Here is a 25,327-nt window from a genome sequence, read left to right as displayed (position 1 = left end):
TTCGGGGACCCCGTGTGCGGCGTCACACGGCCGGGTACGGGAGAATCGCCGACGACCCTCACCCAACGGCGTTGGAGACACAGACATGGCGCACACTCCCGTCAACCACCCCGCGCGGCCGATCTACCGGGCGATCGGCGGGCTGACCGGTCTGTACCTGGTGCTCTTCGGTCTGCTCGGACTCGTCGGCAGCACCGGAGAGCCCGCCTTCGGCCTGAGCGACAACCGGGTCCTGGGGCAGGGCACCAACCTCGGTTTCTCGATCTTCTGCCTGCTGGCCGGCGGCCTCGTGCTGTTCGGCACGGTGATCGGTCGCAACCTGGACGTCCTGATCAACCAGTGGACGGCCTACGTGATCATGGTGGTCAGCCTCGGCGGACTCGCCTTCATCCGCACCGGGGCCAACATCTTCAACATGAGCGTGGCCAGCGTCGTCGTGCTGATGTTCCTCAGCCTGGTTCTGCTGATGGCCGGCATGTACGGCAAGGTCGGCAGCGACGACGAGCACGAGGCGTGGCAGAAGGCTCGCCTGGTGCTCTGATCCGTTCTGCTCCTTCGGTTGCGGTGGTGGTTTTCGCCGGGGTTGCGGTGGTGGGTTTTCGCCGGAGCCCGACCCGCTCCGGGCGGTCAGGCTTGATCCCTGCGCGGGTCAGGCTCCGGCGAAGACCTGTCGGAGGCCCGCTTCGCCCCCGGGCTCGGCTTGATGGGTGTTTTGCCCTGGGATGACTTCTGCGTGGGGGACAATTGTCCTGATTGTTCCCTGTTCGTGGAGGACCGATGCCGCACTTCCCGATCAACCACCCGGCACGGCCGATCTACCGGGTGCTGTCCGGCCTGATCGGGCTCTACATCCTGGTCTTCGGCGTCTGGGGCACCGCGCTCACCTGGGGCGAGCCGCTGTTCGCCCGAAACAGCAACTGGGCCCTCGGGCTCCGCACCAACCTGGCCTTCTCGCTGGTCTCCGTCGTCTTCGGGATCGTGCTCATCGTCGGCGCGTCCCGGCGCGGCAACCTCGGCCACTACATGAACCTGACCGCGGGAATCGTCTTCCTGGTCACCAGCATCCTGATGATGTCGGTGCTGCAGACCGCGGCCAACTTCCTGAACTTCTCCATGTCGACCGTGGTCGTCTCGATGCTCTTCGGCCTGATCCTGCTCGGCACCGGCCTGTACGACAAGGTCGGTCCGCCCGAGCACGCCGAGGCCGAACGCAACCGCCGCTACCACCCGGTCGCCGAGATCCACCGCCGCCACTGACCGGCGTCGCCCGCCGAAACCTCAGCGGACGCGCGTCGTGGTCAGCCCCGGCTTCGCCTCCAGGTGCGACAACCCGTTCCAGGACAGGTTCACCAGGTGCGCCGCCACCGTCTCCTTGCGCGGCTTGCGGACCTCCAGCCACCACCGGCCGGTCAACGCCACCATCCCGACCAGTGCCTGCGCGTACAGTTCGGCCAGCTTCGCGTCGTACCCACGGCTGGAGAACTCCGCGCCCAGGATGTGCTCCACCTGGTGCGCGACGTCGTTCATCACGCTGCTGAAGTTGCCCGTCGCGGACAGCACCGGCGACTCCCGCACCAGCACCCGGAAACCACTGGTCTCCTCCTCGATGTACCCGAGCAGGGCCAACGCCGCCTGCTCCAGCAACTCCCGAGGATGGCCCGCGGTCAGCGCGGTGGTGATCCGGTCCAACAGCGAACGGACCTCCCGGTCCACCACCACCGCGTAGAGGCCCTCCTTGCCGCCGAAGTGCTCGTAGACCACCGGCTTGGAGACCTTGGCGCGGGACGCCACCTCCTCGATGGAGGTGGCGTCGAAACCGCGCTCCGCGAAGATCTGCCGACCGATCGAGATCAACTGCTCACGGCGCTGAGCTGCCGACATGCGTACCCGGGACGTGGGCTTCGTCGACGTGGCCGGCACCGCGCGCCGACGACGCTTGCCGCTCTCGTCGCTGGACACCTCGGTCACCTCGTCACCTCGCCGGCGCTCGGTGACGCCCTGTCGTGGGATCCTGCTCGCGCTCTGCCCGGTCACCCGAACATACTGCCAGGTAACTTGCCGGTCGGTCGCCCTGTCACCGTCAGGCCGCCGCGCCGTCCGCCGGCTTCGCCAGCTTCGCCGCGAGCCGCTCCGGCTTCGGCCAGCGGACGTCCCACGCGGCACCCACCTTCTCGAACAGCCAGATCACCCGGGCCGAGATGTCGATCTGTCCACGCAGTACCCCGTGCCGGGCGCTCGTCGGATCGGCGTGGTGCAGGTTGTGCCAGCTCTCCCCGAACGACACCAACGCCAACGGCCAGAAGTTGGCGGCCCGGTCACCGTGCCGCATCATGAACGGCCGCTCGCCGTAGACGTGGCACACCGAGTTGATCGACCAGGTGACGTGGTGCAGCAACGAGATGCGGACCAGGCCCGCCCAGAACAGCGCGGTCAGCGCACCCTGCCAGCTCCACGTCAGCAACCCGCCCATCAGCGCCGGCCCGAGCACCGAGGCGGCCGCCAGCACCGGGAAGAGTTTGCCGATCCGCTGGATGTCCCGGTCGGCCAGCAGGTCCGGCGCGAACCGCTCCTGGTTGGACAGCTCGCGGCCGAACAACCAGCCGACGTGCGCGTGGAACAACCCCTTGGTCAGGCCGCGCAACGTCGTCCCGAACCGCCACGGCGAGTGCGGGTCTCCCTCCAGGTCCGAGAAGGCGTGGTGACGCCGGTGGTCGGCGACCCACTGGATGATGTCGCCCTGCACGGCGAGCGAGCCCGAGACGGCCAGGGCGATGCGCAGCCACCGCTTCGCCTTGAACGACCCGTGGGTGAAGTAGCGGTGGTAGCCGACCGTGATGCCCAGACCGGCCAACACGTACCAGAACGCCGCGATGCCCACGTCGACCCAGCTCAGCCAGCCGCCCCAGGCCACCGGCACGGCGGCGACCAGTGCCGCGAACGGAATCACCACGAACGCCCAGAGCGCGATCAGGATGCCGGGTGACTGGGTGCCCTGGGTGAGAGGCTTCGGGCCGGACGGATGGGAGTCGAGTGCAGCGCTGGACATGGCACCTCGCAGGGACGGTGAGATCGCTAACTACGCCTACGTCACCGTAACTTACGTCGCCGACAGGTCACATCAGGCAGCGATCTCTACCGATGCCCGAAGTGTCACACCCTGGCCCTAGCCTGCACCGCATGACCGATTCCGACGCCGCCGAGGTGCGCCGACTGCGCACCGAGGAACAACTCTCGGTCCGCGAGATCCGCGACCGCACGGGGCTCGGCCGCAACCGGGTGTACGACCTGCTGCGCGGCGTCCCTCCGCCGGAGCGGACCCGGCGGCCCAACGCCAAGGACGCGCTGCGCGCCGAGGCGGTGGCGCTCCGTGCGGCCGGGCAGTCGGTGCCGGACATCGCCCGGCGGCTGGGCGTGAGCCGATCCACCGCCTACCTCTGGGTCCGGGACCTGCCGCCCGACCACCAGTCGGAGATCGGTCTGGAACGTCGTCGCGTCCGGTCGAGAGCCATGACCGAGGCGCGGTGGGCGGCGCACCGCCGGACGCGTGACGAGGCGCAGGCGGCGGTGCACGCGACGGCTGCCGAAGTCGTCGGGGGCCGTTTGGAAGAGCGCGACCTGCTGCTTCTCGGCGCAGCGATCTACTGGTGCGAGGGGGCCAAGTCGAAACCGTGGCGACGCTACGACCATGTGCAGTTCGTCAACACCGACCCCGGATTGCTCGCCCTCTTCTTGCGCTTTCTCGAGACGTGCGGGGTCGACCGCGCGGCCCCGACCTACCGGGTCAGCATCCACGAGTCGGCGGACCCGGTCGCCGCGGCCGAGTGGTGGGCGGAGGAGCTGGGGCTGCCGCTCACCCGCTTCCAGCGAGCGAATGTGAAGAGACACAACCCGGTGACCGTCCGCCGCAACACCGGAGAGGGCTACCGGGGCTGCCTCGTGATCAATGTGCCGCGTAGCCGCGAGCTCTACTGGCGGATTGAAGGTATGATCGCCGAGCTGTTCCGGTCTGCGGCAGACCGCACAAGCATGAATTGATGTGGTGTTGCGGCTTGACATGTCAATGGGGTGTGGGGTAACGGCAACCCGCAGGCCTTTGGAGCCTTGAGCTCCTGGTTCGAATCCAGGCACCCCAGCACTTCGGGTGACCGCCGATCCTCGTGGCCATGCTAACCAGACCGGATTGTCTGGTTAGCATGGCCGCGAGACTGTCCGCGTTCCGACGGGAGCCACCTCGTGTCCGAGCCCCATCCCCGTACCGTCGTCGTACTTGCTGCCGGGGAGGGCAAGCGGATGAAGTCCGCGTTGCCCAAGGTATTGCACCCACTGCTCGGCCGAACGCTGCTCGGGCACGTGTTGAACGCGGCGCAGCCGCTGGCGGCGGAGCGGACGATGGTGGTGGTCGGGCACGGGGCGGACCAGGTCCGGGCGCATCTGGCCGAGGCCGCGCCGGGGGCCGTCCCGGTGTTGCAGGCCGAGCAGCTCGGCACCGGGCACGCGGTGCGGATCGCGCTGGAGGCCGCGCCGGAGGCGTCCGGCACGGTGGTGGTGCTCAACGGTGACGTGCCGCTGCTGCGGCCGGAGACGGTGGCCGGTCTGGTCGCGGCGCACGAGAGCGAGCGGGCGGCGGCGACCGTGCTGGCCGCCGAGGTGCCGGACCCCACCGGCCTGGGGCGGATCGTGCGCGACGCCGGGGGCCGGTTGGAGCAGATCGTCGAGCAGCGTGACGCCACCCCGGCCCAGCTCGCCGTGCGGGAGATCAACGCCGGTATCTACGCCTTCGACGCGGTCCGGTTGCGGGACGTGCTCGGCAAGCTCTCCACCGACAACGACCAGGGCGAGGAGTACCTCACCGACGTCTTCCAGCTGCTGGTGTCGGCCGGTGAGCCGGTGGGGGTGCACCTGGCCGGTGACCACACCGAGACGCTCGGCTGCAACGACCGGGTGGAGTTGGCGGCGCTGCGGCGGCTGCTGCGGGACCGGGTCAACGAGCGCTGGATGCGTACCGGGGTGACTCTGCTGGACTCGGAGACCACCTGGATCGACGTGACGGTGGCCCTGGACCGGGACGCGGTGGTGGACCAGAACACCCAGCTGCGCGGCGGCTCGGTGGTCGGTGCGGGCGCGGTGGTCGGGCCGGACGTGACGCTGATCGACACGGTGGTCGGGCCGGGTGCGACGGTGCTGCGCAGCCACGCGGTCGGTGCCGAGGTGGGTGCGGGGGCGAGCGTCGGGCCGTACGCGTACCTGCGGCCGGCCGCGCGGCTGGCCGAGCGGTCGAAGGTGGGCACGTTCGTCGAGGTGAAGAACTCCGAGGTGGGTGAGGGCGCCAAGGTGCCGCACCTGTCGTACGTGGGTGACGCGACGATCGGGGCGCGGGCCAACATCGGCGCGGCGACGATCTTCGTCAACTACGACGGGGTGAACAAGCACCGCACGGTGGTCGGTGAGGCGGCGTTCATCGGATGCGACACCAGCCTGATCGCCCCGGTCGAGGTGGGCGCGGGCGCGTACGTGGCGGCGGGCAGCGCGATCAGCAAGGACGTACCGCCGGGGGCGTTGGGTGTGACGCGGGCACAGCAGCGCAACGTCGAGCACTGGGTGGCCCGCAGGCGGCCGGGTACGGCGTCGGCGGCGGCGGCCGAGCGAGCGTTGCAGGGTGCTCCGGGTGTGACCTCGGCCGCAAGCGAAGGTGAGGCAATCCACGGCGCCGCCGAGCCGGTGGGCGGTGCGTCCGAGGCGGGAGATACTGCAACCGAATAGTCCCCGGTCGACCACCACCGTGGCCGGGTACCACCGACCAAAACGGGAGCAGACGGGCCCATGGGCAGCATCGTCGCCGAAAACCGCAAGAGCCTGATGCTCTTTTCCGGACGTGGGTTTCCGGAGCTGGCCAGGGAGATCGGTGAGGTGCTCGGCGTCGCGCCGACGCCGGCCGACGCGTACGAGTTCGCCAACGGCGAGATCTTCGTACGCTTCAAGGACTCGGTGCGTGGGTCGGACGCCTTCGTGGTGCAGTCCATAACGCACGGGGTGAACACGTGGGTCATGGAGACCCTGATCATGGTCGACGCGTTGAAGCGCGGTTCGGCGAAGCGGATCACGGTCGTGCTGCCGTTCTATCCGTACGCGCGGCAGGACAAGAAGCACCGGGGGCGGGAGCCGATCTCGGCGCGGCTGATCGCGGACCTGTTGAAGACGGCGGGCGCGAACCGGATCCTGACCGTGGATCTGCACACGGCGCAGATCCAGGGCTTCTTCGACGGCCCGGTGGATCACCTGTTCGCGATGGACATTCTGGCCGAGTACGTGGAGCGCAAGTACGCGGGCCGGCCGATGACCGTGGTCGCGCCGGACTCGGGTCGGGTGCGGGTGGCCGAGCGGTGGACCGACCGGTTGGGCGGTTGCCCGCTGGCGTTCATCCACAAGACGCGGGATCCGTTGAAGCCGAACCAGGTGGTGGCGAACCGGGTGGTCGGCGAGGTCGAGGGTCGGGTCTGCCTGATCGTCGACGACATGATCGACACGGGTGGCACGATCTGCAAGGCGGCCGACATCCTCAAGGAGTCCGGTGCGGCGGACGTGATCGTGGCGTCCACCCACGCTCTGCTCTCCGATCCGGCGACCGAGCGGTTGAAGAACAGCCCGATCAGCGAGGTCGTGGTGACCAACACGCTTCCGTTGCCGCCGGAGAAGCAGCTCGACAAGCTCACCGTGCTCTCCATCGCGCCGCTGCTGGCCCGGGCGATCCGCGAGGTGTTCGACGACGGGTCGGTGACCACCCTGTTCGGTGGGTTGAGCTGACGTCGGTCCGGGCGGGTCGGTCGATTGGACCGGCCCGTCCGCCGGTGTGGTGACCGCGCTCGGCAGCGGCGCGTGAGCTGCCCGGCGGGGTTCTGCGGGGACTGCCGGGACTCCGGGAATCCGCTCGGGTAGACTGGTGCGGTTGCCACGGCGAGGGTGCCCTGCGGGCCGCTGAAGAGCGCCGCACGGAGGCACCGTGATCGACGCGGTGCTCCGGGCAGTCGTTCTGACGCATGAGCCCCTGCGAGCCCCCCGCCCAGCACCGCCAGACGACAAGCTGCCGTAGCGAAGCATCAGGAGTTTCCCCGTGTCCGAGGTAAAGATCAGCGCCGAGCCCCGCACCGAGTTCGGCAAGGGTGGTGCCCGCCGTACCCGCCGGGCCGGCAAGGTGCCCGCCGTGCTGTACGGCCATGGCGAGAAGCCCAAGCACATCGCGCTCCCGGCCCGCGAGTTCGCGGCGGCCATCCGTAACGGTGGCGCCAACCAGCTCCTCGCGCTCGACATCAGCGACGGCACGCAGGCGTTGGCGCTGCCGAAGGCGATCCAGCGGGACCCGATCAAGGACACCTTCGAGCACGTCGACCTGCTGCTGGTGCGTCGGGGCGAGAAGGTCACCGTGGACGTGCCGGTGCAGCTGACCGGTGAGGCGGCGCGGGACACCCTGATCGTGCACGACCACGACACCCTCTCGGTGACCGCCGACGCCACCAAGGTGCCGGATCACCTGGAGGCGTCGATCGAGGGCGCCCAGGCCGGTTCCCAGGTCACCGCCGCTGACGTGAAGCTTCCGGAGGGGGTCGAGCTGGCCGCCGACCCGGAGATGGCGGTCGCCACGGTCACCGCGGCGCCGACCGCCGAGCAGCTCGAGTCGACGCTGCCCGAGGTCGAGACGGCGGAGGCCGAGGCTGAGGCTGAGGTCGGCGAGGAGACCGCCGAGGTCGGCGAGGAGACCGCCGAGGCCAAGACCGAGGCCTGATCGGTCCGCAGGCTGCGCGACAGGCGTCCCCGGGCTCCGGGGGCGCCTGTCGACGTATCGGGGACGGCCGCCGGGTGGCGGTCCGCCGGGACGAGGGAAGGGGCGGGCGGTGACGGACGAGACCGGGCCCTGGCTGGTGGTCGGCCTGGGCAATCCGGGCCGGGAGTACGCAGGCAACCGGCACAACGTCGGTTTCCTGGTCGCGGACCTGTTGGCAGGGCGGTTGGGCGGCAGGTTCGGCCGGCACAAGCGGGCGGTGGCGGAGGTCGCGGAGGGGCGCCTCGGCTTTGGCGGCCCGAAGTTGGTGCTGGTCAAGCCGTTGACGTACATGAACCTCTCGGGCGGGCCGGTGGCCGGTCTGGCCCAGTTCCACAAGGTGCCGCCGGGTCAGGTGATCGCGGTGCACGACGAGCTGGACATCGCGTACGGCCAGGTGCGGGTGAAGTGCGGTGGTGGCGAGGGCGGGCACAACGGTCTGCGCTCGATGTCGAAGTCGCTGGGCACGAAGGACTACGTACGAGTGCGGTTCGGCATCGGACGGCCGCCGGGGCGGCAGGATCCGGCGGACTACGTGCTGTCGGATTTCGGCGCGGTGGAGCGCAAGGAGTTGGACTTTCTGGTGGATCGGGCTGCGGACGTGGTGGAATCCGTGGTCATCCGAGGCATCGAACCGACGCAGAACCTCTACCACGGTGCGTGAGGTGCGGCTGTGACGACGGGAGCGCAGACTATGAGCAGTCCACCGACGGCCGACGGGGCGTTCGCGCGGTGGTTGGCCGCTCGCGCCGGTCAGGAGTTGCTGCGGCTGCGGGCGGAGATGGGTTTCGCCGACGCCGGTGCGTTGAAGTCGGCGGGGGACAAGGTCTCGCACGAGCTGATCCGGACCGAGTTGGCGAGGTGGCGTCCGGGTGACGCGGTGCTCTCCGAGGAGGACGAGGGTTCCCGGCTGGCGTGGACGGCCGAGGTGAACGAGGCGTCGATCTCGCGGCTGACCGCCGAGCGGGTGTGGATCATCGACCCGTTGGACGGTACACGCGAGTTCAGCGAGGAGGGGCGCGCGGACTGGGCGGTGCACGTGGCGCTCTGGGCGCGGGACGCGTCGGCCTCGCACGGACTGGTGGCGGGTGCTGTCGGGTTGCCGGCACAGCAGCAGGTGCTGGCCACGGACGTGTCGCCGGCGTACCCGGCGGAGGCGGTCGGTGGCGCGGGCCGGCGGCTGCGTCTGGCGGCCAGCCGGAGCCGGCCGCCGGTGTTCCTGACCGACCTCGCCGAGGAGGTCGGGGCAGAGTTGGTGCCGATGGGATCGGCCGGCGCGAAGATCGCCGCGGTGGTGACCGGCGAGGTGGACGCCTACATCCACGCCGGGGGGCAGTACGAGTGGGACTCGGCGGCGCCGGTGGCTGTGGCGACCGCCACCGGACTGCACGCTTCCCGGATCGACGGTTCTGCGCTGAAATACAACGAGGCCGACCCGCGTCTGCCTGACCTGCTGGTGTGCCGTGCGGATCTCGCCAACCGGTTACTTGCAGCGTTGCACCGGCATTGCGGGTAGCCTGGCGCTACTTTCTGACATCCCCGACCGGAAAGGTCTGGAAATCGGATGACCGAGCGAATCGAGCCGGTGTCATGATCGCCACCGCTGCCTACCAGGTGACGCATCTCGACGCGCTGGAGGCGGAGAGCATCTTCGTGATGCGCGAGGTGGTCGCCGAGATGGAACGGCCGGTGCTGCTGTTCTCCGGTGGCAAGGATTCGATCGTGATGCTGCGGCTGGCGCAGAAGGCGTTCGCTCCGGCCCAGATCCCCTTTCCGGTGATGCACGTCGACACCGGTCACAACTTCCCCGAGGTGCTGGACTACCGGGACCGCCGCGTCGCCGAGCTGAACCTGCAACTGGTGGTGGCCAGTGTGCCGGAGGCGCTGGCCAGCGGGTTGGTCCGGGAGTCGGCGGACGGGATGCGCAACCGCATCCAGACGCCGGTGCTGCTCGATGCGGTGGAGAAGCACCGGTTCGACGCGCTGTTCGGCGGGGCCCGGCGGGACGAGGAGAAGGCCCGCGCCAAGGAGCGGGTGTTCAGCTTCCGCGACGAGTTCGGCCAGTGGGATCCGAAGAACCAGCGGCCGGAGCTGTGGTCGCTCTACAACGGTCGACACCATCCCGGCGAGTCGATCCGGGTGTTCCCGCTGTCCAACTGGACCGAGTTGGACGTCTGGCACTACATCGCCCGGGAGCGGATCGAGTTGCCGTCGATCTACTACGCGCACGAGCGCGAGGTGGTCGAGCGCGACGGGATGCTCTACGCGGTCAACGAGTTCCTGCCCGCGCGGGCGGGGGAGGAGCGGTTCAAGGCCCAGGTGCGCTACCGCACCGTCGGCGACGCCTCCTGCACGGCGGCGGTGAGCTCGGACGCGGACACGGTCGAGAAGGTCATCAAGGAGGTCGCCGCGACCCGGATCACCGAGCGCGGGGCGACCCGGGGTGACGACCGGGTCAGCGAGGCCGCGATGGAGGACCGCAAGCGGGAGGGCTACTTCTGATGACCACCGAGACGCTCGCGCCGGGCAACCACGAGGGCCGGGCCGCCGGGCCGGTCGGGTCGGACGCCCGACCGATGGACCTGCTGCGCTTCGCGACCGCCGGCAGTGTCGACGACGGCAAGTCGACCCTGATCGGTCGGCTGCTGTACGACACGAAGTCGCTGTTCACCGACCAGTTGGCCGCGGTGGAGGCGGTCAGTGCGGCTCGGGGCGACGAGTACACGAACCTGGCGCTGCTCACCGACGGCCTGCGTGCCGAGCGGGAACAGGGCATCACGATCGACGTGGCGTACCGGTACTTCGCCACGCCCCGGCGCAAGTTCATCATCGCCGACACCCCCGGACACATCCAGTACACCCGGAACATGGTCACCGGGGCGTCGACCGCCGATCTGGCGTTGATCCTGGTGGACGCCCGGAAGGGCCTGGTCGAGCAGTCCCGCCGGCACGCCTTCCTCTGCTCACTGCTGCGGGTGCCGCACCTGGTGCTCTGCGTCAACAAGATGGACCTGGTGGACTACTCGCAGGAGGTCTTCGAGCGGATCGCCGACGAGTTCACCGCGTTCGCGGCGAAGCTGGACGTGCCGGATCTGACCGTGGTGCCGATCTCCGCGCTGAAGGGCGACAACATCGTCACCCGTTCGGAGAACATGCCCTGGTACGAAGGCCCGGCGCTGCTGCATCACCTGGAGCGGGTGCACATCGCCAGCGACCGGAACCTGGTCGACGTGCGGTTCCCGGTGCAGTACGTGATCCGGCCGCAGTCGACCGTGGTCACCGACTACCGCGGCTACGCCGGCCAGGTCGCTTCGGGGGTGCTCAAGCCGGGCGACGAGGTGATGGTGCTGCCGTCCGGCTTCACCAGCCGGATCGCGTCGGTGGAGACCGCCGACGGGCCGGTCGCGGAGGCGTTCCCGCCGATGTCGGTGACGGTACGGCTGACCGATGAGATCGACATCTCCCGGGGCGACATGATCTGCCGCCCGAACAACGCCCCGGCGGTGGCGCAGGACATCGAGGCGATGGTCTGCTGGATGGACGAGAGCCGCCCGTTGCAGGTCGGCGGCAAGTACGCCATCAAGCACACCACCCGGTCGGCGCGGGCGATCGTGCGCGGCCTGCACTACCGTCTGGACATCAACTCACTGCACCGCGACGAGACGGCGACCGAGTTGCGGCTCAACGAGATCGGCCGGGTGCGGTTGCGGACCACCGTTCCGCTGCTGGCCGACGAGTACCGCCGCAACCGCACCACCGGCGGTTTCGTCATCATCGACGAGACCACCAACCGCACCGTCGGCGCCGCCATGATCGTGGAGACCGCCTGACCGCACGGCGGGCCGGGCAGGCTCGCCCCTCCGGCAACCCTGGTCGCCTCCACCCGATGACCCAGGGTGTGCGGCGACTCGTCGCAAGGTCGTGCTCGATCCGGGATCGAGTGGTCTCGTGGCGGCACCGAAGCCACTCGATCCAGGATCGAGCGTGGTCATGGGGTGCGATGCGGCGAGTGCTGGGCGGGTCAGTCCAGGCGGGTCGCGCCGGCGGCCGGTAGCGCGGTGAAGCGGGTGGGGGTGGCGTAGCCGCGGGCGGCGTAGGCCGCGGTGACGGCGTCGCCCACCTGCGCGGCCCGGGCCGCCTCGACCAGGGCCAGGACGCAGCCGCCGAAGCCGCCGCCGGTCATCCGCGCGCCGAGCGCCCCGGCGGCGAGCGCCGTGTCGACGGCGGTGTCGACCTCTCCGACGGTGATGGCGAAGTCGTCGCGCATGGAGGCGTGCGAGGCGGTGAGCAGCGGGCCGATCCGTCGGATCTCCCCGGCCCGCAGCAGGGTGACGGTGTCGCGTACCCGCTGGTTCTCGGTGACCACGTGCCGGGTCCGGCGGCGGGTCTCGTCGTCGGGCAGCCGGGCCAGCGCGTCGTCGAGGGCGTCGGCGGGTACGTCCCGGAGTGCCGGCACGCCCAGCAGGCTCGCCGCCTTCTCGCAGGTGGCGCGGCGGGACGCGTACTCGCCGTCGGCGTGCCGGTGCGGGGCGCGGCTGTCGATCACCAGGATCGCCAGACCGGCGTGGTCGAGGTCGAACGGGATGTGTTCCACCTGCTCGGTGCGGCAGTCGAGGAAGAGGGCGTGTCCGGCCCGGCAGCGGATCGCGGCCGACTGGTCCATGATGCCGGTCGGTGCGCCGACGTAGTGGTTCTCGGCGCGTTGCGCCAGCCGGGGCTGGTGTCCGGCGGGCAGGTCCAGCCCGCCGAGATCGACGAGCGCGGTGAGCACGGCGGCCTCCAGCGCGGCCGAGGACGACAGACCCGCGCCGAGCGGCACGTCGGAGGCGACGGCCAGCCAGGCGCCGGGCACCGGGTGCCCGGCCTCGCGCAGCGCCCACACCACCCCGGCCACGTACGCGGCCCAGCCGGTGACCCGGCCGGGGGCGGTCACCTCGTCGGCGCCGAAGCGGACCGTCTCGCCGGTGAGTTCGGACCAGACCGTCCAGTCGTCGGTGGGCCGGGCGGCTGCGGCGACGACAGTGCGCAGCGGCAGCGCGAACGGCAGCACGAAGCCGTCGTTGTAGTCGGTGTGCTCACCGATCAGGTTGACCCGGCCGGGGGCCGCCCAGCGGCCGGTGGGCGGCTCGGCGTACACCTGCCGGAAGCCGGCGTCGGCGCGGGCGGCGACGCCGGTCACGGCCGGCCCAGCACGTGCGCGCGGTAGAAGGCCCAGGCGTCGGAGACCATGTCGTGCAGGGTCGGCTTGCGCGGCTCCCAGCCCAGTTCGGCGCGGGCCAGCGCGGAGGAGGCGACCAGTTCGGCGGGGTCGCCCTCGCGGCGTGGCGCCACCTCCACCGGCACCGGGTGGCCGGTGACCTCGCGGACCACCTCGACGACCTGCCGGTTGGTGAAGCCGTTGCCGTTGCCGAGGTTGTAGATGCGGTGCCGTCCAGGGGTCGCCGCGTCGAGGGCGAGCAGGTGGGCGCGGGCCAGGTCGGCGACGTGGATGTAGTCGCGGACGCAGGTGCCGTCGGCGGTGGGGTAGTCGTCGCCGAAGAGTTGCAGCTTCTCCCGCCGGTCGGCGGCCACCTCCAGGGCGATGGGGATGAGGTGGGTCTCCGGGTCGTGCCGCTCGCCGAGGGCGGTGTCGCCGTCGAGGTACGCCCCGACGACGTTGAAGTAGCGTAGCGAGACGGCGGCCAGGCCGTGCCCGATCGCCTCGGAGGTGAGCGCCATGTCGACGGCGAGCTTGGTCGCGCCGTACGTGTTGGTCGGAGCCTTGACGGCGGTCTCCGCAATGGGCAGCTCGGTCGGGTTGCCGTAGACGGCGGCGGTGGAGGAAAAGACCATCCGGGGCACGCCGGCGGCGCGGACGGCGTCGATCAGCGCCAGCGACCCGACGGTGTTGGTGTGCCAGTACTTCTCCGGGGCGGTCATCGACTCGCCGGCGGCGATCAGGGCGGCGAAGTGCAGCACGCCGTCGAATCCCGCCTGCGGGGTGAGCACCCGGGCGGCATCGTGGATACCGGCCTCGACGTGGGTGGCGTCGGGCGCGAGCGCCTCCCGGTGGCCGGTGCGCAGGTCGTCCAGGACGACCACCTCGTGCCCGGCGTCGAGCAGCATCCGGGTCACCACGCTGCCGATGAATCCGGCGCCGCCGGTGACGAGTAGTTTCACGTCGCTCTCCTCCTGCCTGGACCTGTGGGGGTCACCCTACAACTCCATCACGACCAACCATTTTTCAACAGAGTCGAACACGGCCGAGGCGCGTCCCGCTGACTACCATCACTGTCATGCGGGCAGCGCGTCGGCGCGGACCCAGGCGACGGGGCGCACAGCGGTCCCGCCGCCAGCCCGGGCCGGTGGCCAGAGCCGTCGCCCGAGTGGTGGTGCGCGCCGCCGACGGCACCCTGCGACTCGTCACCGACCTGCTCGGCGCCGGATCGGCCGCCGGCCGGGAGCGGATCAGCGAGGCTGAACTGCGGGACCTGGTGGCCGCGAACACGGTGCTCGATCCGGTCGGCCGCCGCATCATCGACGAGGTGCTGGTGGCCGGGGCCAGTCTGGTCCGCGAGGTGATGATGCCCCGCACCGAGGTGGTGTTCCTCAGCGCGTCGCTGACCGCCGTCGAGGCGGAACCGCTGGTCCGGGCCGGTACGCACACCCGCTACCCGGTGGTCGACGGCACCCACGACGACGTGGTCGGCGTGGTGCACCTGCGCGACGTGCTGCTGCGCCCGGACCGCGACCCGGGCACGACCGTCGGTGAACTGGCCCGGGAGATCAAGCGGCTGCCGGCAAGCAAGCGGGTGCTGGCCGCGTTGACCGAGATGCGGCGGGAGGGACACCATCTGGCCGTGGTGATCGACGAGTACGGCGGCACCGCCGGCATCGTCACCTGCGAGGATCTGATCGAGGAACTGGTCGGTGAGATCCACGACGAGTACGCCGACACGCCCGAACCGATCCTGGCCGGCCTGCCCACGGTGGTCGACGGCCGGCTCAACCTCACCGACTTCGCCGAGCGCACCGGCGTGCACCTGCCGCACGGCCCGTACGAGACGGTGGGCGGCTTCGTGATGGCGGCGCTGGGCCGGCTGCCCGGACCGGGCGACGAGATCCCGGTGTCCGGGGCGGGTGACGATCCCGCTGCGTCCGGCGGTGGCTGGCTGCTGCGGGTGCTCACACTGGAGGGCCGCCGGGTGGCCCGGCTCGCGGTCACCCTCGCCCGCCTGCCCGAACAGCGCCGCGATCCGGGCGGTGTCGCGGACCGGGCGCGACCTGCCGGCCCGTCATGACGGACGCCGGGTGTTGCTGACAGAATCGGCGGCATGTCCGACGTTCCCGCCCGACCTCGCGTCTTCTCCGGTATCCAGCCGACGGCCGACTCGTTCCACCTCGGCAACTACCTCGGCGCGGTGCGGCACTGGGTGGCGTTGCAGGAGTCGCACGACGCGTTCTACTGCGTGGTCGACCTGCACGCGGTCACCGCGGGGCACGAGCCGAAGGTGTTGCACCAGCGGTCGCGCATCGCCGCCGCGCAGCTCCTCGCGGTCGGGCTGGACCCGGAACGCTGCATCCTGTTCGTGCAGTCGCAGGTGCCCGAGCACGCGCAGCTCGCCTGGCTGCTGGGCTGTATCACCGGGTTCGGCGAGGCCAGCCGGATGACCCAGTTCAAGGACAAGTCCCAGAAGCAGGGCAACGAGCGCGCCAGCGTCGGGCTGTTCACGTACCCGATCCTGCAGGCCGCGGACATCCTGCTCTACCAGGCGCACGCCGTGCCGGTCGGCGAGGACCAGCGCCAGCACCTGGAACTCTCCCGCGACCTGGCGCAGCGGTTCAACTCGCTGTTCGGCCAGACCTTCACCGTGCCCGCGCCGCACATCGTGAAGGAGACCGGCAAGATCACCGACTTGCAGGACCCGACGGCCAAGATGTCGAAGTCCTCGTCGTCCCCGGGCGGCATCGTCGACCTGCTGGAGGATCCGGCCCGCTCGGCCAAGAAGATCCGCTCGGCGGTCACCGACACCGGCCGGGAGATCGTCTACGACGCCGAGACCAAGCCTGGTGTCACCAACCTGCTCACCATCTACTCCGCGCTGAGCGGGCGCAGCATCGACGACCTGGTCGCCGCGTACGACGGCAAGGGCTACGGCGATCTCAAGAAGGACCTCGCCGAGGTGGTGCGGGAGTTCGTCACCCCGATCCAGCAGCGCACCCGCGCGTACCTCGACGACCCGGCCCAGCTCGACAAGCTCCTCGCGGCCGGTGCGGAGAAGGCCCGGGCGGTGGCGGCGCCGACGCTGCGGACCGCGTACGAGCGGGTGGGCTTCTTCCCGCCGGTACGCGGCGAGTAGTCGCCCGCGCGAGGGCGAGCAGTCGGTGGCCGGAGAGGTGACGCGGAGCGTGGGTCAGGGCAGCGGTGTCCCGCCGACCGGCGACATTGTCCAGATCGGCATCGCGGTCGACATCCCCGAGCCGTGGGGCGGCGAGCTGACCCGGCGCCGGCTGGCCTCGGGCGACCCAAACACGGTGCAGGCCCACGTCACCCTGCTCGGGCCGACCGAGATCCCGGTGGCCGCGTTGCCCGAGGTGGAGCGGCACCTCGGGCGGGTCGCCGCCGAGCACCTGCCGTTCACCCTGCACCTGCGGGGCACGGGCACCTTCCGGCCGGTGACGCAGGTGGTCTTCGTGACGGTGGCGGCCGGGATCAGCGAGTGTGAACTGCTCGCCGCCGCGATCAACTCGGCCCCCCAGCTCCGGCGTGAGCTGCGCTTTCCCTACCATCCACACGTGACGGTGGCCCAGGACGTCGCGCCGGAGGCCCTCGACCGGGTGTACGAGGACCTGGCCGACTTCTCCGCGATCTTCGAGGTGGAGGGCTTCACCCTGTTCTCGCACAGCGGGCAGACCCGGTGGCAGCCCCGCCGGGACTTCCGGCTGGGCGGCTGACCGGTGAACCTGCTGGGGCGGGTGGAGGCGGGCGTCGACCGCGGGTTGCGTACCGCCCGCCACCGCTCCCCGGCCTTCGGGCACCTGTGGCGGGCCGGCGTGCGCTACACCGACCTGCACGGCGGGCGGTTGGCCGCCGCCATCGCCTACTACGGCTTCTTCGCGGTCTTCGCCCTCGCCCTGGTGTCGTACGCGGCCTTCGGCGCGATCCTGGACGAGAACGACGAGGTGCGCGCGGGTGCGGAGGAGTTCCTCCGGGAGAACCTGCCGTTCCTCGATCCGGCGCAGGTGGCCGAGAGCAGCGGCACGGTCGGCGTGGTCGGTCTGCTGATCCTGGTCCTGACCGGGATCGGCTGGGTGGAGGCGATCCGCTCCTCGCAGCGGCTGATCCACGGGCTGGACCAGCATCCGGGCAACCTGGTCGTCCGCCGGCTGGTCGACCTCGGCGTACTGCTCGTGGTCTTCGTGCTGCTCGGCATCTCGGTGGCGGCGGTCGACGCGCTGGAGACGCTGCTGCGGTTCCTGCTGCGCAGCACCGGCTCGTTCGCGTTGACCACGATCAGTGCGGTGCTCAGCGTGTTGGTGAACGCGGTGCTGGCGACGCTGCTGCTGGTGGCGGTGCCCCGGCTGCGGATGAGCCGGGCCCGGCTGCGGCCGGTGGTGCTGCTCGTCGCGGTCGGCATCACGCTGCTCAACACCGTCGGGCGGTTCTGGGTGGGACGGGTGGAGCACAACCCGGCGTACACCGTGGTGGCCACCGCCGTGGGTCTGTTGGTCTATCTCTACCTGCTCAACCAGTTGGTGCTCTTCGGTGCCGCGCTGGCGGCGACGAGCCGGCGCGGCCGGGTGGTGGACCTGGCCAGTCGCCCCCGTCCCGTCGACCACGATGTGGAGAGCGACCCCGGTACGCCCGGCGGGGCCGGCTGACCGTGATGCGGGGAACCCGCCCCGATGTCGTCGACCACCGACGATGATGGGCCCGTGGGGGCACTCGTGACGTTGGACCTGCCGAGCGGTTCACCGATGCTCGGCCTGCCGTGGATCATCACGTTCGGGCCGCTCGGTGACGCCGACGAGTGGGAGCCGGTGGTCTGCGGGCCGTACGAGCGACCGCACGCGTTGGCGCTGGCCGAGGCGGTGGTGGCCGAGGAGCAGTTGATGGCGGTGGTCGAGCCGCTGGTGCCGGCGGTGACGGTGGAGCAGATCCGGGGTGAGATCGCCGCCGCGCAGCTCGCCGCCACCGACGAGACGGTCCAGGTGGAGGAGGCTGACCTGTACGGCGACTACGAGGACACCGTCGACGAGGAGGAGATGGCGGCGGCCGAGCGGGAGGGCGTGAGCGGGCCGCTGCCGGTGCCGGACGAGGCCGAGCTGCGGGCCGGGTTCACCCGGATCGCGACGCAGCTCACCGGAGGCTGAGCACCACCCGGCACCGGTGCCCGGACGTCGACGTCCGGGCACCGGTGCCACCGCACCCCCCACCACAAGGGGTAGTCGTCCCGGTCGTCCCAGGGACCAGGTCGTCGAGGTGATACCCCGGTCAGCGCCGTTCGAACCAGGCGGCCGTGTCACCCGGGAGCAGGTGTCCGCCGTCGCGTTCGGTGAGCGGCGCGCTGGCGACGAGCGGCGTGCCGTACCCGTCGATCAGGACCGGCGAGTCGCCGGTGTTCATCACGCAGGTCAACGACGTGGAGCCGGCGTTCCGGTGGAACGCGAGCACGTCCGGCCCGGTCTCCCGCCAGGTGATGCCGCCGGTGCCGGCCAGTGCCGGGTGGGTGTGCCGGATCCGCAGCGCCGCCCGGTACAGCTCCAGGGTCGAGCCGGGCACGCCGGCCTGGGCGGCGACCGAGAGGGCCTGCCAGGTCGCCGGGGCCGGTAGCCAGCTCAGCGCGCTGCCGGCCGGTCCGAAGCCGTACGGCGCCAGCTCGCCGCTCCACGGGATCGGGACCCGGCAGCCGTCCCGGCTCTCCCCGGTACGCAGGAACGCCGGGTCCTGACGCAGTTCGTCGGGCAGGTCGAGCACCTCGGGCAGCCCCAGCTCCTCGCCCTGATAGAGGTAGGCGCACCCGGGCAGGGCGAGCATCAGCAGCGCGGCGGCACGGGCCCGACGCAGCCCGATCTCCCCGTCGCCGTACCGGGTGACGTGCCGTTGCCGGTCGTGGTTGGACAGCACCCAGGTGGTCGGGGCGCCGACGATGGTGGACTCGCCCAACGCGGTGTCGATGACCTTGCGGAACGAGTCGGCCGACCAGGTGGCGTCGAGGAAGTCGAAGCTGAACGCCTGGTGCAGCTCGTCCGGGCCGATGTAGCGGGCCAGCCGCTGCGGGGTCTCCGCCCATGCCTCGGCCACCGCCATCCGGTGGCCGGGGTAGCTGTCCAGGATGGGACGCCAGGCGCGGTAGATGTCGTGCACCTCGTCCTGGTCGAAGTAGGGCAGGCGGCCCTTGCCGAGCAACTCGGACTGGCGGCGGCCGGTGGTCATCGAGCTGAAGCCGACGTCCGGCAACCCTTCGGCCTTGATCATGCCGTGGGCCACGTCAATGCGGAATCCGTCGACGCCACGGTCCAGCCAGAACCGCAGGATGTCCTCGAACTCGGCGCGTACCTGCGGGTGGCGCCAGTTCAGGTCGGGCTGGGCGGGGTCGAACAGGTGCAGGTACCACTGGCCGTCGGGGACCCGGGTCCAGGCTGGGCCGCCGAAGATGCTCTCCCAGTCGTTGGGGGGCTGTTCACCCTGCTCGCCCTTACCGTCGGCGAAGAGGTACCGCGCCCGCTGCGCCGAACCGGGGGCGGCGGCCAGCGCGGCCTGGAACCAGGGGTGCTGATCGGAGGTGTGGTTCGGGACGAGGTCCACGATGATCCGCAGCCCGAGGGCGTGCGCGTCGGTGATCATCGCCTCGAAGTCGCCGAGGGTGCCGAACATCGGGTCGACGTCGCGGTAGTCGGCCACGTCGTAGCCGCCGTCGACCATCGGCGAGGTGTAGAAGGGGGTCAGCCAGAGCGCGTCCACCCCGAGGTCACACAGGTAGGGCAGGCGTTCGCGGATGCCCTGGAGATCGCCGATGCCGTCGCCGTCGGAGTCGGCGAAGCTGCGGACGTAGACCTGGTAGACGACGGCGGATCGCCACCAGTCGGCGTCGGAGGTCAGCGGCGACGGAGGGCTGACGGTCATCGGGTGTTCCCCGTTCTGTGGCGCGGGACGGCGGCACCCGGGCGTGGGCGAGGTGGCGCGGGTGTCTGAGAAGAATGCCGCGCCGTCGCTGCAAGAGTCAAGCATTTCTTGCGCAAGGAGAGCGGTGCATGTGTGGCGTCTCGTCGACGGCCGCGGGCGGCCGGAATCGGGCCGGCCTCACGGGGGAAGGAGGGCGGTAGGTGTCCGGCGTCACGCCGGGACCGACAGGACCGACGGCGCCGGTCGCCGGCCCTGGCCGCCCTGCGAGGCGGCGTCGTCCCGGCGGGCCACCGCGGTCGAGCCGCGCACCACCAGCTCGGGACGGAACAGGTACTCCGAGTGCGGGGCGGCGTGCCCGTTGATCTCGTCGACCAGGGCCCGGACCGCGGCGACCGCCATCGCGGCCACCGGCTGACGCATGGTGGTCAGCGGCGGATCGGTGAAGGCCATCAGCGGCGAGTCGTCGTAGCCGACCACCGACAGGTCCTCCGGGACGGACAGTCCGCGCTGCCGGGCGGCCCGGATCGCGCCGAGCGCCATCAGGTCCGAGCCGCAGACGATCCCGGTGGCGCCCCGCTCGATCAGGCGGCCGGCGGCGGCCTCGCCGCCCTCCACGCCGAACAGCGAGAGTTCGGTCAGCTCGCCCAGCTCGTCGTCGTCGAGCTGGACGAGGCGGCTCATCGCGGTCTTGTACCCGCTGACCTTGCGCTGCACCGGCACGAACCGGTCCGGCCCGGTGATCAGGCCGATCCGCCGGTGGCCCAGGGCACCCAGGTGTGCCACGGCCAGCTCCGCCGCCTCGCGGTCGTCGCAGGAGACGAAGGGTGCCGGGATGCCGGGGGCGTACCCGTTGATCATGACGATCGGCAGCGGCCGGGCGATCAGGGTGCGGTACCGGTCGTGGTCGGCGGCGGTGTCGGCGTGCAGTCCGGAGACGAAGACGATCCCGGACACCTGACGGTCGAGCAGCATCTCCACGTACTCGTCCTCGCGGACGCCGCCGGGCGTCTGGGTGCACAGCACCGGGGTGAACCCGGTCGGGGCCAGCGCCGACTCGATGATCTGGGCGAAGGCGGGGAAGATCGGGTTGTCCAGTTCCGGCACCACCAGGCCGACCAGGCCGGCGCTGCGCTTGCGGAGCCGGGCGGGGCGCTCGTAGCCGAGCACGTCGAGGGCGGTCAGGACGGCCTGCCGGGTCTCGGGTGCCACGCCGGGTCGGTCGTTGAGCACCCGCGACACCGTGGCCTCGCTGACGTCGGCCTGCTGGGCTATGTCGGACAGGCGAGCGCGCATGGGCGCACTGTAGCTCACCCTCAACTTCTTGCGCAGTGGCCAGCAAGAACTTGCAGAATCGAGCACCAGGTAGTGGTTCGCCCTCGCAAACGCGGGCTCGCGTGCCCCGACCATGGGGACCGTGGGTGCGTTTCCGGTGTGCACAGCGTGATCCGGGCGTTGTTCGCGGCCCGGGAGGCCCCCTGCGAAATGCCGGTAAAGCCGCAGTTGTGGAGTGGTGAGGTTGCGGATTCGGCTCGGTTGTTGCAGTGATGTTCGCAAGGGGTTTCGAGTTACGAAAGTTCTTGCTACTGTCCCGCCGATACCCGGCAGGCAATCTAGGAGCGAACATGCGTCGCACAGCCAGGGGGATCGCCGTACTCGCCTCCGCCACCCTCGCCCTCTCCGTCGCCGCGTGCGGTGGCGAAGAGGACAACCCGGCTGATGGACAGTCCACCGTCGACCCCGCTTCCCTCACCGCAGAGCTGACCTGGTGGGACACCTCGGATCCGCAGAACGAGGGCCCCGCGTTCCAGGAACTGATCGCCAAGTTCAACCAGACCCACCCGAACGTGAAGATCAACTACCAGTCGGTCCCGTTCGGTGAGGCGCAGAACAAGTTCAAGACCGCCGCGCAGGCCAAGAGCGGCGCTCCGGACATCCTCCGCGCCGAGGTGGCGTGGGTGCCGGAGTTCGCATCGCTGGGTTACCTCTACGCGCTGGACGGCTCCGAGTTGCTCGCCGACGAGTCCGACTTCCTGGAGACGCCGCTGGCCTCCAACAAGTTCGACGGCAAGACGTACGGCGTCCCGCAGGTCACCGACAGCCTGGCGCTGATGTACAACAAGGAGCTGCTGAGCCAGGCCGGTGTCAGCGCGCCGCCGAAGACCTGGGTGGAGCTGAAGACGGCCGCGCAGGCCGTCAAGGAGAAGACCGGCGCCGAGGGTGTGTACGTCAACCCGGCCGGCTACTTCATGCTGCCCTTCATGTACGGCGAGGGCGGCGACCTGGTCGACCCCGCGAGCCAGAAGATCGTCATCAACTCGGAGCAGAACGCGGCCGGGCTGGCGATCGCCAAGGACCTGATCGCCAGCGGCGCGGCTGCCAAGCCGTCCGCCAACGACGCCTACGGCACCATGATGACCCTCTTCAAGGAGAAAAAGGTCGCCATGATCATCAACGGCCCGTGGGAGGTCAACAACGTCAAGTCGGCGCCCGGCTTCGGCGGCCTGGAGAACCTGGGCATCGCCCCGGTGCCGGGCGGCTCGGCGCGGGCCGGTGGCCCGGTCGGCGGCCACAACTACGTGATCTGGTCCGGCATGCCGCAGGAGAAGGTGGAGGCCGCCGTCGCGTTCGTCAAGTTCATGAGCTCCGCCGAGTCCCAGGCGTTCCTGTCGGAGAAGCTCGGCCTGCTGCCGACCCGCACCTCCGCGTACGCCCTCGATCCGGTCAAGAACAACCCGATCGTGGCCGCCTTCCAGCCGGTCGTGGAGGCCGGTGTGGGCCGCCCGTGGATCCCCGAGGCCGGTCAGTTCTTCGGCCCGCTCGACCAGATGGCCACCGAGGTCCTGATCCAGAACAAGGACCCGAAGGCCGCGCTGGACACCGTGGCCAGGAAGTACAAGGCCGAGGTCGTGCCCGGCTACGGGCTCTGACCGCCCGCGCCGGCTCCGGCCGGTGACCTTTCGGCACCCGGCAGGGTCGCGCGGCCGTCGCGGTCGCGCGCCCCTGCCGGACCTCTCCTCGGGAGCGCTGATGACCACCGTGACAGCCGACCCGGCGCCGTCGTCCACGACGCCGCCCGGCCGGTCCGCTCGAACGTCCCGGCTGCGCCGCAGTTGGGACAAGCACTGGTACGCCTGGGCGATGGTGCTGCCCGTCGTGATCGTCCTGGCGGTGCTGATCTTCTACCCGCTGTTCCGCGGGATCTGGCTCTCCTTCACCGATCTCACCGAGGCCAATCAGGTCGCCGAGATCTGCACCAAGTCGATCACCGGCAGCGAGGTCTGCCGGGACAACCCCAACAAGTGGGAGTTCGTCGGCCTCGACAACTACGTCCGCGTCCTCACCGGCCAGGTCGGCGACTTCTGGCAGTGGACCGGCGTCACGCTGATCTGGACGTTCGTCTGCGTGGCCTTCCACTTCGGCCTCGGCCTCGGCCTGGCCACCATGCTCAACCGGCCGATGTGGGGCCGGAGCATGTACCGGGTGCTGCTGGTGCTGCCCTGGGCGGTGCCGGCCTTCGTCAGCGCCTTCGCCTGGAAGTTCATCTTCAACGAGCGCTTCGGCCTGGCCAACGCCCTGCTCTCGGCGATCGGGATCGATTCGGTCTCCTGGTTCGCCGACCGGTGGACGGCACTGCTGACCGCCATCGTCACCAACATCTGGCTCGGCGTGCCGTTCATGATGGTGGCCCTGCTCGGCGGGATGCAGACCATCCCGTCCGAGTTGTACGAGGCGGCCGAGATCGACGGCGCCTCGCCGTGGCAGCGGTTCGTCAACATCACCCTGCCCGGCCTGCGTCCGGTCAGCATGACGGTGGTGCTGCTCGGCACCATCTGGACCTTCAACATGTTCCCGATCATCTTCCTGGTGACCGAGGGACAGCCGGCGGGCCAGAGCGAGATCCTGGTGACCGGTGCCTACCGGGCGGCGTTCGAGGGCATCCGCAACTACTCGCTCGCCTCCACGTACGGCGTACTGATCCTGTCGATCCTGCTGGTGTTCTCGGTGTTCTACCGGCGGGCCCTGCGCAAGCAAGGCGAGGTGTGGTGATGGCGCAGGCACGCAGACCCGGTCGCAGCCGCCGTAACCCGGTGAAGTCGGTCCTGCTGCACGGGACGTTGATCCTGGCCTCGCTGATCGCGATCGGCCCGATCGCCTGGGTGCTGCTGTCGTCGCTCAAGCCCGGGTACGCGATCCAGAGCAGCGAGCTGACCCTGTTCCGGGACACCACGCTGGCCAACTACAGCTACGTGCTGACCAGTACGAACTTTCCCCGGTGGTTCCTCAACTCGGTGATCGTCGCGGCGTTCACCATGGGGATCGGCATCTTCCTGTCGGCCACCACCGGCTACGCGGTGTCCCGGTTCAACTTCCCGGGTCGCCGGCCGCTGATGATGGTCTTCCTGGTCACTCAGATGTTTCCGGTGGCCATCCTGATCGTGCCGATCTACACGATCATGGCGCGGCTCGGGCTGATCAACACCATGCCCGCGTTGATCATCGCGTACCTGACCATCGCGGTGCCGTTCTGCGCCTGGATGTTGAAGGGCTACTTCGACTCCATCCCGACCTCGCTGGACGAGGCGGCGGCGCTGGACGGATGCGGTCCGTTCGCCACCTTCTGGCGGGTGGTGCTGCCGCTGGCCCGCCCGGCGGTGGCGGTCACCGCGTTCTACACCTTCCTCACCGCGTGGGGAGAGGTGGCGTACGCGTCGGCCTTCATCCAGACCGACAACAAGTTCACCCTGGCCTACGGGCTCCAGCAGTTCGTGCCGCAGTTCAACCCGCAGTGGGAGTACCTGACGGCCGCCGCCGTCCTGGTCACCGTCCCGGCCGGGCTGGTCTTCTTCTTCGCCCAGAAGCACCTGGTGTCCGGCCTGACTGCGGGCGGCACCAAGGGCTGACCAGGAAGCCCTCTACTACAATTCGTCGTTGATAGGGCAGGATGGGTCGGGTGGAAGCACTTCGACTCATCCTCCTCTACGGCCACCTGATCGGCTTCGCGCTGCTGCTCGGCGGTGCGATCGCCCAGTACCTCACCGGCAAGATCCGGATCAACGCCGCGATGCTCTGGGGTGCGGTGATCCAGCTGGCGACCGGCATCGGCCTGTCGGCTCCGCTGCGTGACGGCGACGAGCCGGCCCCGGCGAAGCTCGGTGTGAAGCTGGTGCTCGCGCTGATGATCTTCGTGATGGTCTTCTTCTCCCGCAAGCGGGACGAGGTCAACCGGGGGCACTTCCTCGCCATCGCGGGATTGACCCTGGCCAACGCCGCTGTCGCGGTCTTCTGGCGGTAGGCGGCGAGCGCACCGATCGCTTGCCAGAAAAGGACTCAACGGACGTGGCTCCGCCCGCCTGCCGCAACCCTGAGTGATCTGCCCCACCGGCGCATTACGTACCGGTAACAGGCCT

At 70.2% G+C, this 25,327-nt stretch carries 25 protein-coding genes and 1 tRNA gene; 20 read left to right on the top strand and 6 right to left on the bottom strand.

Features of this window, described 5'->3' with window-relative positions:
* Positions 1-85 precede the first annotated feature (85 nt).
* Entirely contained in the window at positions 86-541 is a 456-nt protein-coding gene (locus tag ID554_RS09020; protein ID WP_117228645.1) for a DUF4383 domain-containing protein, read from the top strand.
* 236 nt (positions 542-777) lie between these two features.
* Entirely contained in the window at positions 778-1,257 is a 480-nt protein-coding gene (locus ID554_RS09015) for a DUF4383 domain-containing protein (protein ID WP_117228646.1), read from the top strand.
* Between the two features lie 21 nt (positions 1,258-1,278).
* Here ID554_RS09015 and ID554_RS09010 read toward each other — a convergent pair whose 3' ends face one another.
* Together ID554_RS09010 and ID554_RS09005 are read right to left on the bottom strand one after the other, a co-directional pair.
* Entirely contained in the window at positions 1,279-1,968 is a 690-nt protein-coding gene (locus ID554_RS09010) for a TetR/AcrR family transcriptional regulator (protein ID WP_117228731.1), read from the bottom strand.
* Between the two features lie 112 nt (positions 1,969-2,080).
* The gene (locus tag ID554_RS09005) at positions 2,081-3,046 is read right to left on the bottom strand and encodes an acyl-CoA desaturase (RefSeq protein ID WP_117228647.1); all 966 of its coding nucleotides are present in this window, start codon (positions 3,044-3,046) and stop codon (positions 2,081-2,083) included.
* 131 nt (positions 3,047-3,177) lie between these two features.
* On the opposite strand from ID554_RS09005, the gene ID554_RS09000 reads away from it, so the two are divergent.
* The 9 genes from ID554_RS09000 to cysN all read left to right on the top strand — a co-directional run bounded on the left by ID554_RS09000 (position 3,178) and on the right by cysN (position 11,643).
* Positions 3,178-4,035, top strand: coding sequence for a helix-turn-helix domain-containing protein (locus ID554_RS09000; protein WP_117228648.1), 858 nt, complete (start codon positions 3,178-3,180; stop codon positions 4,033-4,035).
* A gap of 26 nt (positions 4,036-4,061) precedes the next feature.
* Positions 4,062-4,133: transfer RNA gene (locus tag ID554_RS08995), tRNA-Gln, on the top strand.
* Positions 4,134-4,233: 100 nt separating this feature from the next.
* Positions 4,234-5,760 carry a bifunctional UDP-N-acetylglucosamine diphosphorylase/glucosamine-1-phosphate N-acetyltransferase GlmU gene (glmU, locus tag ID554_RS08990; protein WP_117228649.1) on the top strand — a complete coding sequence of 509 codons (1,527 nt, stop codon included), beginning with the start codon at positions 4,234-4,236 and terminating at the stop codon, positions 5,758-5,760.
* A gap of 60 nt (positions 5,761-5,820) precedes the next feature.
* Positions 5,821-6,801, top strand: coding sequence for a ribose-phosphate diphosphokinase (locus ID554_RS08985; RefSeq protein WP_117228650.1), 981 nt, complete (start codon positions 5,821-5,823; stop codon positions 6,799-6,801).
* 307 nt (positions 6,802-7,108) lie between these two features.
* Entirely contained in the window at positions 7,109-7,777 is a 669-nt protein-coding gene (locus tag ID554_RS08980; RefSeq protein ID WP_117228651.1) for a 50S ribosomal protein L25/general stress protein Ctc, read from the top strand.
* Positions 7,778-7,886: 109 nt separating this feature from the next.
* Positions 7,887-8,477 (top strand): aminoacyl-tRNA hydrolase, encoded by a 591-nt coding sequence (gene pth, locus ID554_RS08975; RefSeq protein ID WP_117228652.1) that lies wholly within the window; start codon positions 7,887-7,889, stop codon positions 8,475-8,477.
* Between the two features lie 30 nt (positions 8,478-8,507).
* A complete protein-coding gene (locus tag ID554_RS08970; protein WP_117228653.1) occupies positions 8,508-9,329 on the top strand; it encodes an inositol monophosphatase family protein in 822 nt (273 codons plus the stop codon).
* 74 nt (positions 9,330-9,403) lie between these two features.
* Positions 9,404-10,315, top strand: coding sequence for a sulfate adenylyltransferase subunit CysD (gene cysD / locus ID554_RS08965; protein ID WP_117228654.1), 912 nt, complete (start codon positions 9,404-9,406; stop codon positions 10,313-10,315).
* Complete coding sequence (cysN, locus tag ID554_RS08960; protein ID WP_396888491.1) at positions 10,315-11,643, top strand: sulfate adenylyltransferase subunit CysN; 1,329 nt, start codon at positions 10,315-10,317, stop codon at positions 11,641-11,643. The genes cysD and cysN overlap by 1 nt, the downstream gene beginning before the upstream one ends.
* A gap of 191 nt (positions 11,644-11,834) precedes the next feature.
* Here cysN and galK read toward each other — a convergent pair whose 3' ends face one another.
* Both galK and galE read right to left on the bottom strand, forming a co-directional pair.
* The gene (galK, locus tag ID554_RS08955; RefSeq protein ID WP_117228655.1) at positions 11,835-12,992 is read right to left on the bottom strand and encodes a galactokinase; all 1,158 of its coding nucleotides are present in this window, start codon (positions 12,990-12,992) and stop codon (positions 11,835-11,837) included.
* Positions 12,989-13,972 carry a UDP-glucose 4-epimerase GalE gene (galE, locus tag ID554_RS08950; RefSeq protein WP_117228656.1) on the bottom strand — a complete coding sequence of 328 codons (984 nt, stop codon included), beginning with the start codon at positions 13,970-13,972 and terminating at the stop codon, positions 12,989-12,991. The genes galK and galE overlap by 4 nt, the downstream gene beginning before the upstream one ends.
* A 116-nt stretch (positions 13,973-14,088) precedes the next feature.
* Between galE and ID554_RS08945 the strand changes: the two genes are divergently transcribed.
* Genes ID554_RS08945 through ID554_RS08925 form a run of 5 tightly spaced genes read left to right on the top strand, consistent with a single transcriptional unit; the run spans position 14,089 to position 18,166 of the window.
* Positions 14,089-15,093, top strand: a complete 1,005-nt coding sequence (locus tag ID554_RS08945) for a hemolysin family protein (RefSeq protein WP_117228657.1) — start codon at positions 14,089-14,091, stop codon at positions 15,091-15,093.
* Positions 15,094-15,126: 33 nt separating this feature from the next.
* Positions 15,127-16,152, top strand: a complete 1,026-nt coding sequence (gene trpS / locus ID554_RS08940) for a tryptophan--tRNA ligase (protein WP_117228658.1) — start codon at positions 15,127-15,129, stop codon at positions 16,150-16,152.
* Between the two features lie 49 nt (positions 16,153-16,201).
* Positions 16,202-16,747, top strand: a complete 546-nt coding sequence (locus ID554_RS08935; protein WP_191088759.1) for a 2'-5' RNA ligase family protein — start codon at positions 16,202-16,204, stop codon at positions 16,745-16,747.
* A gap of 3 nt (positions 16,748-16,750) precedes the next feature.
* Complete coding sequence (locus tag ID554_RS08930; protein WP_117228660.1) at positions 16,751-17,674, top strand: YihY/virulence factor BrkB family protein; 924 nt, start codon at positions 16,751-16,753, stop codon at positions 17,672-17,674.
* A 54-nt stretch (positions 17,675-17,728) separates the two neighbouring features.
* On the top strand, positions 17,729-18,166 hold the full coding sequence (locus tag ID554_RS08925; RefSeq protein ID WP_117228661.1) for a hypothetical protein: 438 nt from the start codon (positions 17,729-17,731) through the stop codon (positions 18,164-18,166).
* A gap of 121 nt (positions 18,167-18,287) precedes the next feature.
* Here ID554_RS08925 and ID554_RS08920 read toward each other — a convergent pair whose 3' ends face one another.
* On the bottom strand, positions 18,288-19,919 hold the full coding sequence (locus ID554_RS08920; protein ID WP_117228662.1) for a glycoside hydrolase family 13 protein: 1,632 nt from the start codon (positions 19,917-19,919) through the stop codon (positions 18,288-18,290).
* 210 nt (positions 19,920-20,129) lie between these two features.
* Positions 20,130-21,212 carry a LacI family DNA-binding transcriptional regulator gene (locus ID554_RS08915; RefSeq protein WP_191088758.1) on the bottom strand — a complete coding sequence of 361 codons (1,083 nt, stop codon included), beginning with the start codon at positions 21,210-21,212 and terminating at the stop codon, positions 20,130-20,132.
* Between the two features lie 329 nt (positions 21,213-21,541).
* Between ID554_RS08915 and ID554_RS08910 the strand changes: the two genes are divergently transcribed.
* The 4 genes from ID554_RS08910 (at position 21,542) to ID554_RS08895 (ending at position 25,212) form a co-directional block, all read left to right on the top strand.
* Positions 21,542-22,846 (top strand): extracellular solute-binding protein, encoded by a 1,305-nt coding sequence (locus tag ID554_RS08910; protein WP_117228664.1) that lies wholly within the window; start codon positions 21,542-21,544, stop codon positions 22,844-22,846.
* Between the two features lie 100 nt (positions 22,847-22,946).
* Positions 22,947-23,966: a carbohydrate ABC transporter permease gene (locus tag ID554_RS08905; RefSeq protein WP_117228665.1), complete on the top strand. Its 1,020-nt coding sequence runs from the start codon at positions 22,947-22,949 to the stop codon at positions 23,964-23,966.
* Positions 23,966-24,820, top strand: coding sequence for a sugar ABC transporter permease (locus ID554_RS08900; RefSeq protein ID WP_117228733.1), 855 nt, complete (start codon positions 23,966-23,968; stop codon positions 24,818-24,820). Before ID554_RS08905 ends, ID554_RS08900 begins: the two co-directional genes overlap by 1 nt.
* 50 nt (positions 24,821-24,870) lie before the next feature.
* Positions 24,871-25,212, top strand: coding sequence for a hypothetical protein (locus ID554_RS08895; RefSeq protein ID WP_117228734.1), 342 nt, complete (start codon positions 24,871-24,873; stop codon positions 25,210-25,212).
* Positions 25,213-25,327 lie beyond the last annotated feature (115 nt).

Source organism: Micromonospora craniellae (assembly GCF_014764405.1).
In the GTDB taxonomy this organism is placed as follows: Bacteria; Actinomycetota; Actinomycetes; order Mycobacteriales; family Micromonosporaceae; genus Micromonospora; species Micromonospora craniellae.
This window is presented reverse-complemented; position numbering and strand designations above follow the sequence as displayed.

Coding starts and splice junctions, on each gene's coding strand:
- ID554_RS09015 (WP_117228646.1), top strand. CDS start 778: ATGCCGCACTTCCCGATCAACCACCCGGCACGGCCGATCTACCGGGTG.
- ID554_RS08915 (WP_191088758.1), bottom strand. CDS start 21,212: ATGCGCGCTCGCCTGTCCGACATAGCCCAGCAGGCCGACGTCAGCGAG.
- ID554_RS08900 (WP_117228733.1), top strand. CDS start 23,966: ATGGCGCAGGCACGCAGACCCGGTCGCAGCCGCCGTAACCCGGTGAAG.
- ID554_RS09000 (WP_117228648.1), top strand. CDS start 3,178: ATGACCGATTCCGACGCCGCCGAGGTGCGCCGACTGCGCACCGAGGAA.
- cysN (WP_396888491.1), top strand. CDS start 10,315: ATGACCACCGAGACGCTCGCGCCGGGCAACCACGAGGGCCGGGCCGCC.
- ID554_RS08945 (WP_117228657.1), top strand. CDS start 14,089: ATGCGGGCAGCGCGTCGGCGCGGACCCAGGCGACGGGGCGCACAGCGG.
- ID554_RS08970 (WP_117228653.1), top strand. CDS start 8,508: ATGAGCAGTCCACCGACGGCCGACGGGGCGTTCGCGCGGTGGTTGGCC.
- ID554_RS09005 (WP_117228647.1), bottom strand. CDS start 3,046: ATGTCCAGCGCTGCACTCGACTCCCATCCGTCCGGCCCGAAGCCTCTC.
- trpS (WP_117228658.1), top strand. CDS start 15,127: ATGTCCGACGTTCCCGCCCGACCTCGCGTCTTCTCCGGTATCCAGCCG.
- ID554_RS08910 (WP_117228664.1), top strand. CDS start 21,542: ATGCGTCGCACAGCCAGGGGGATCGCCGTACTCGCCTCCGCCACCCTC.
- cysD (WP_117228654.1), top strand. CDS start 9,404: ATGATCGCCACCGCTGCCTACCAGGTGACGCATCTCGACGCGCTGGAG.
- ID554_RS08985 (WP_117228650.1), top strand. CDS start 5,821: ATGGGCAGCATCGTCGCCGAAAACCGCAAGAGCCTGATGCTCTTTTCC.
- ID554_RS09020 (WP_117228645.1), top strand. CDS start 86: ATGGCGCACACTCCCGTCAACCACCCCGCGCGGCCGATCTACCGGGCG.
- ID554_RS08905 (WP_117228665.1), top strand. CDS start 22,947: ATGACCACCGTGACAGCCGACCCGGCGCCGTCGTCCACGACGCCGCCC.
- ID554_RS08920 (WP_117228662.1), bottom strand. CDS start 19,919: ATGACCGTCAGCCCTCCGTCGCCGCTGACCTCCGACGCCGACTGGTGG.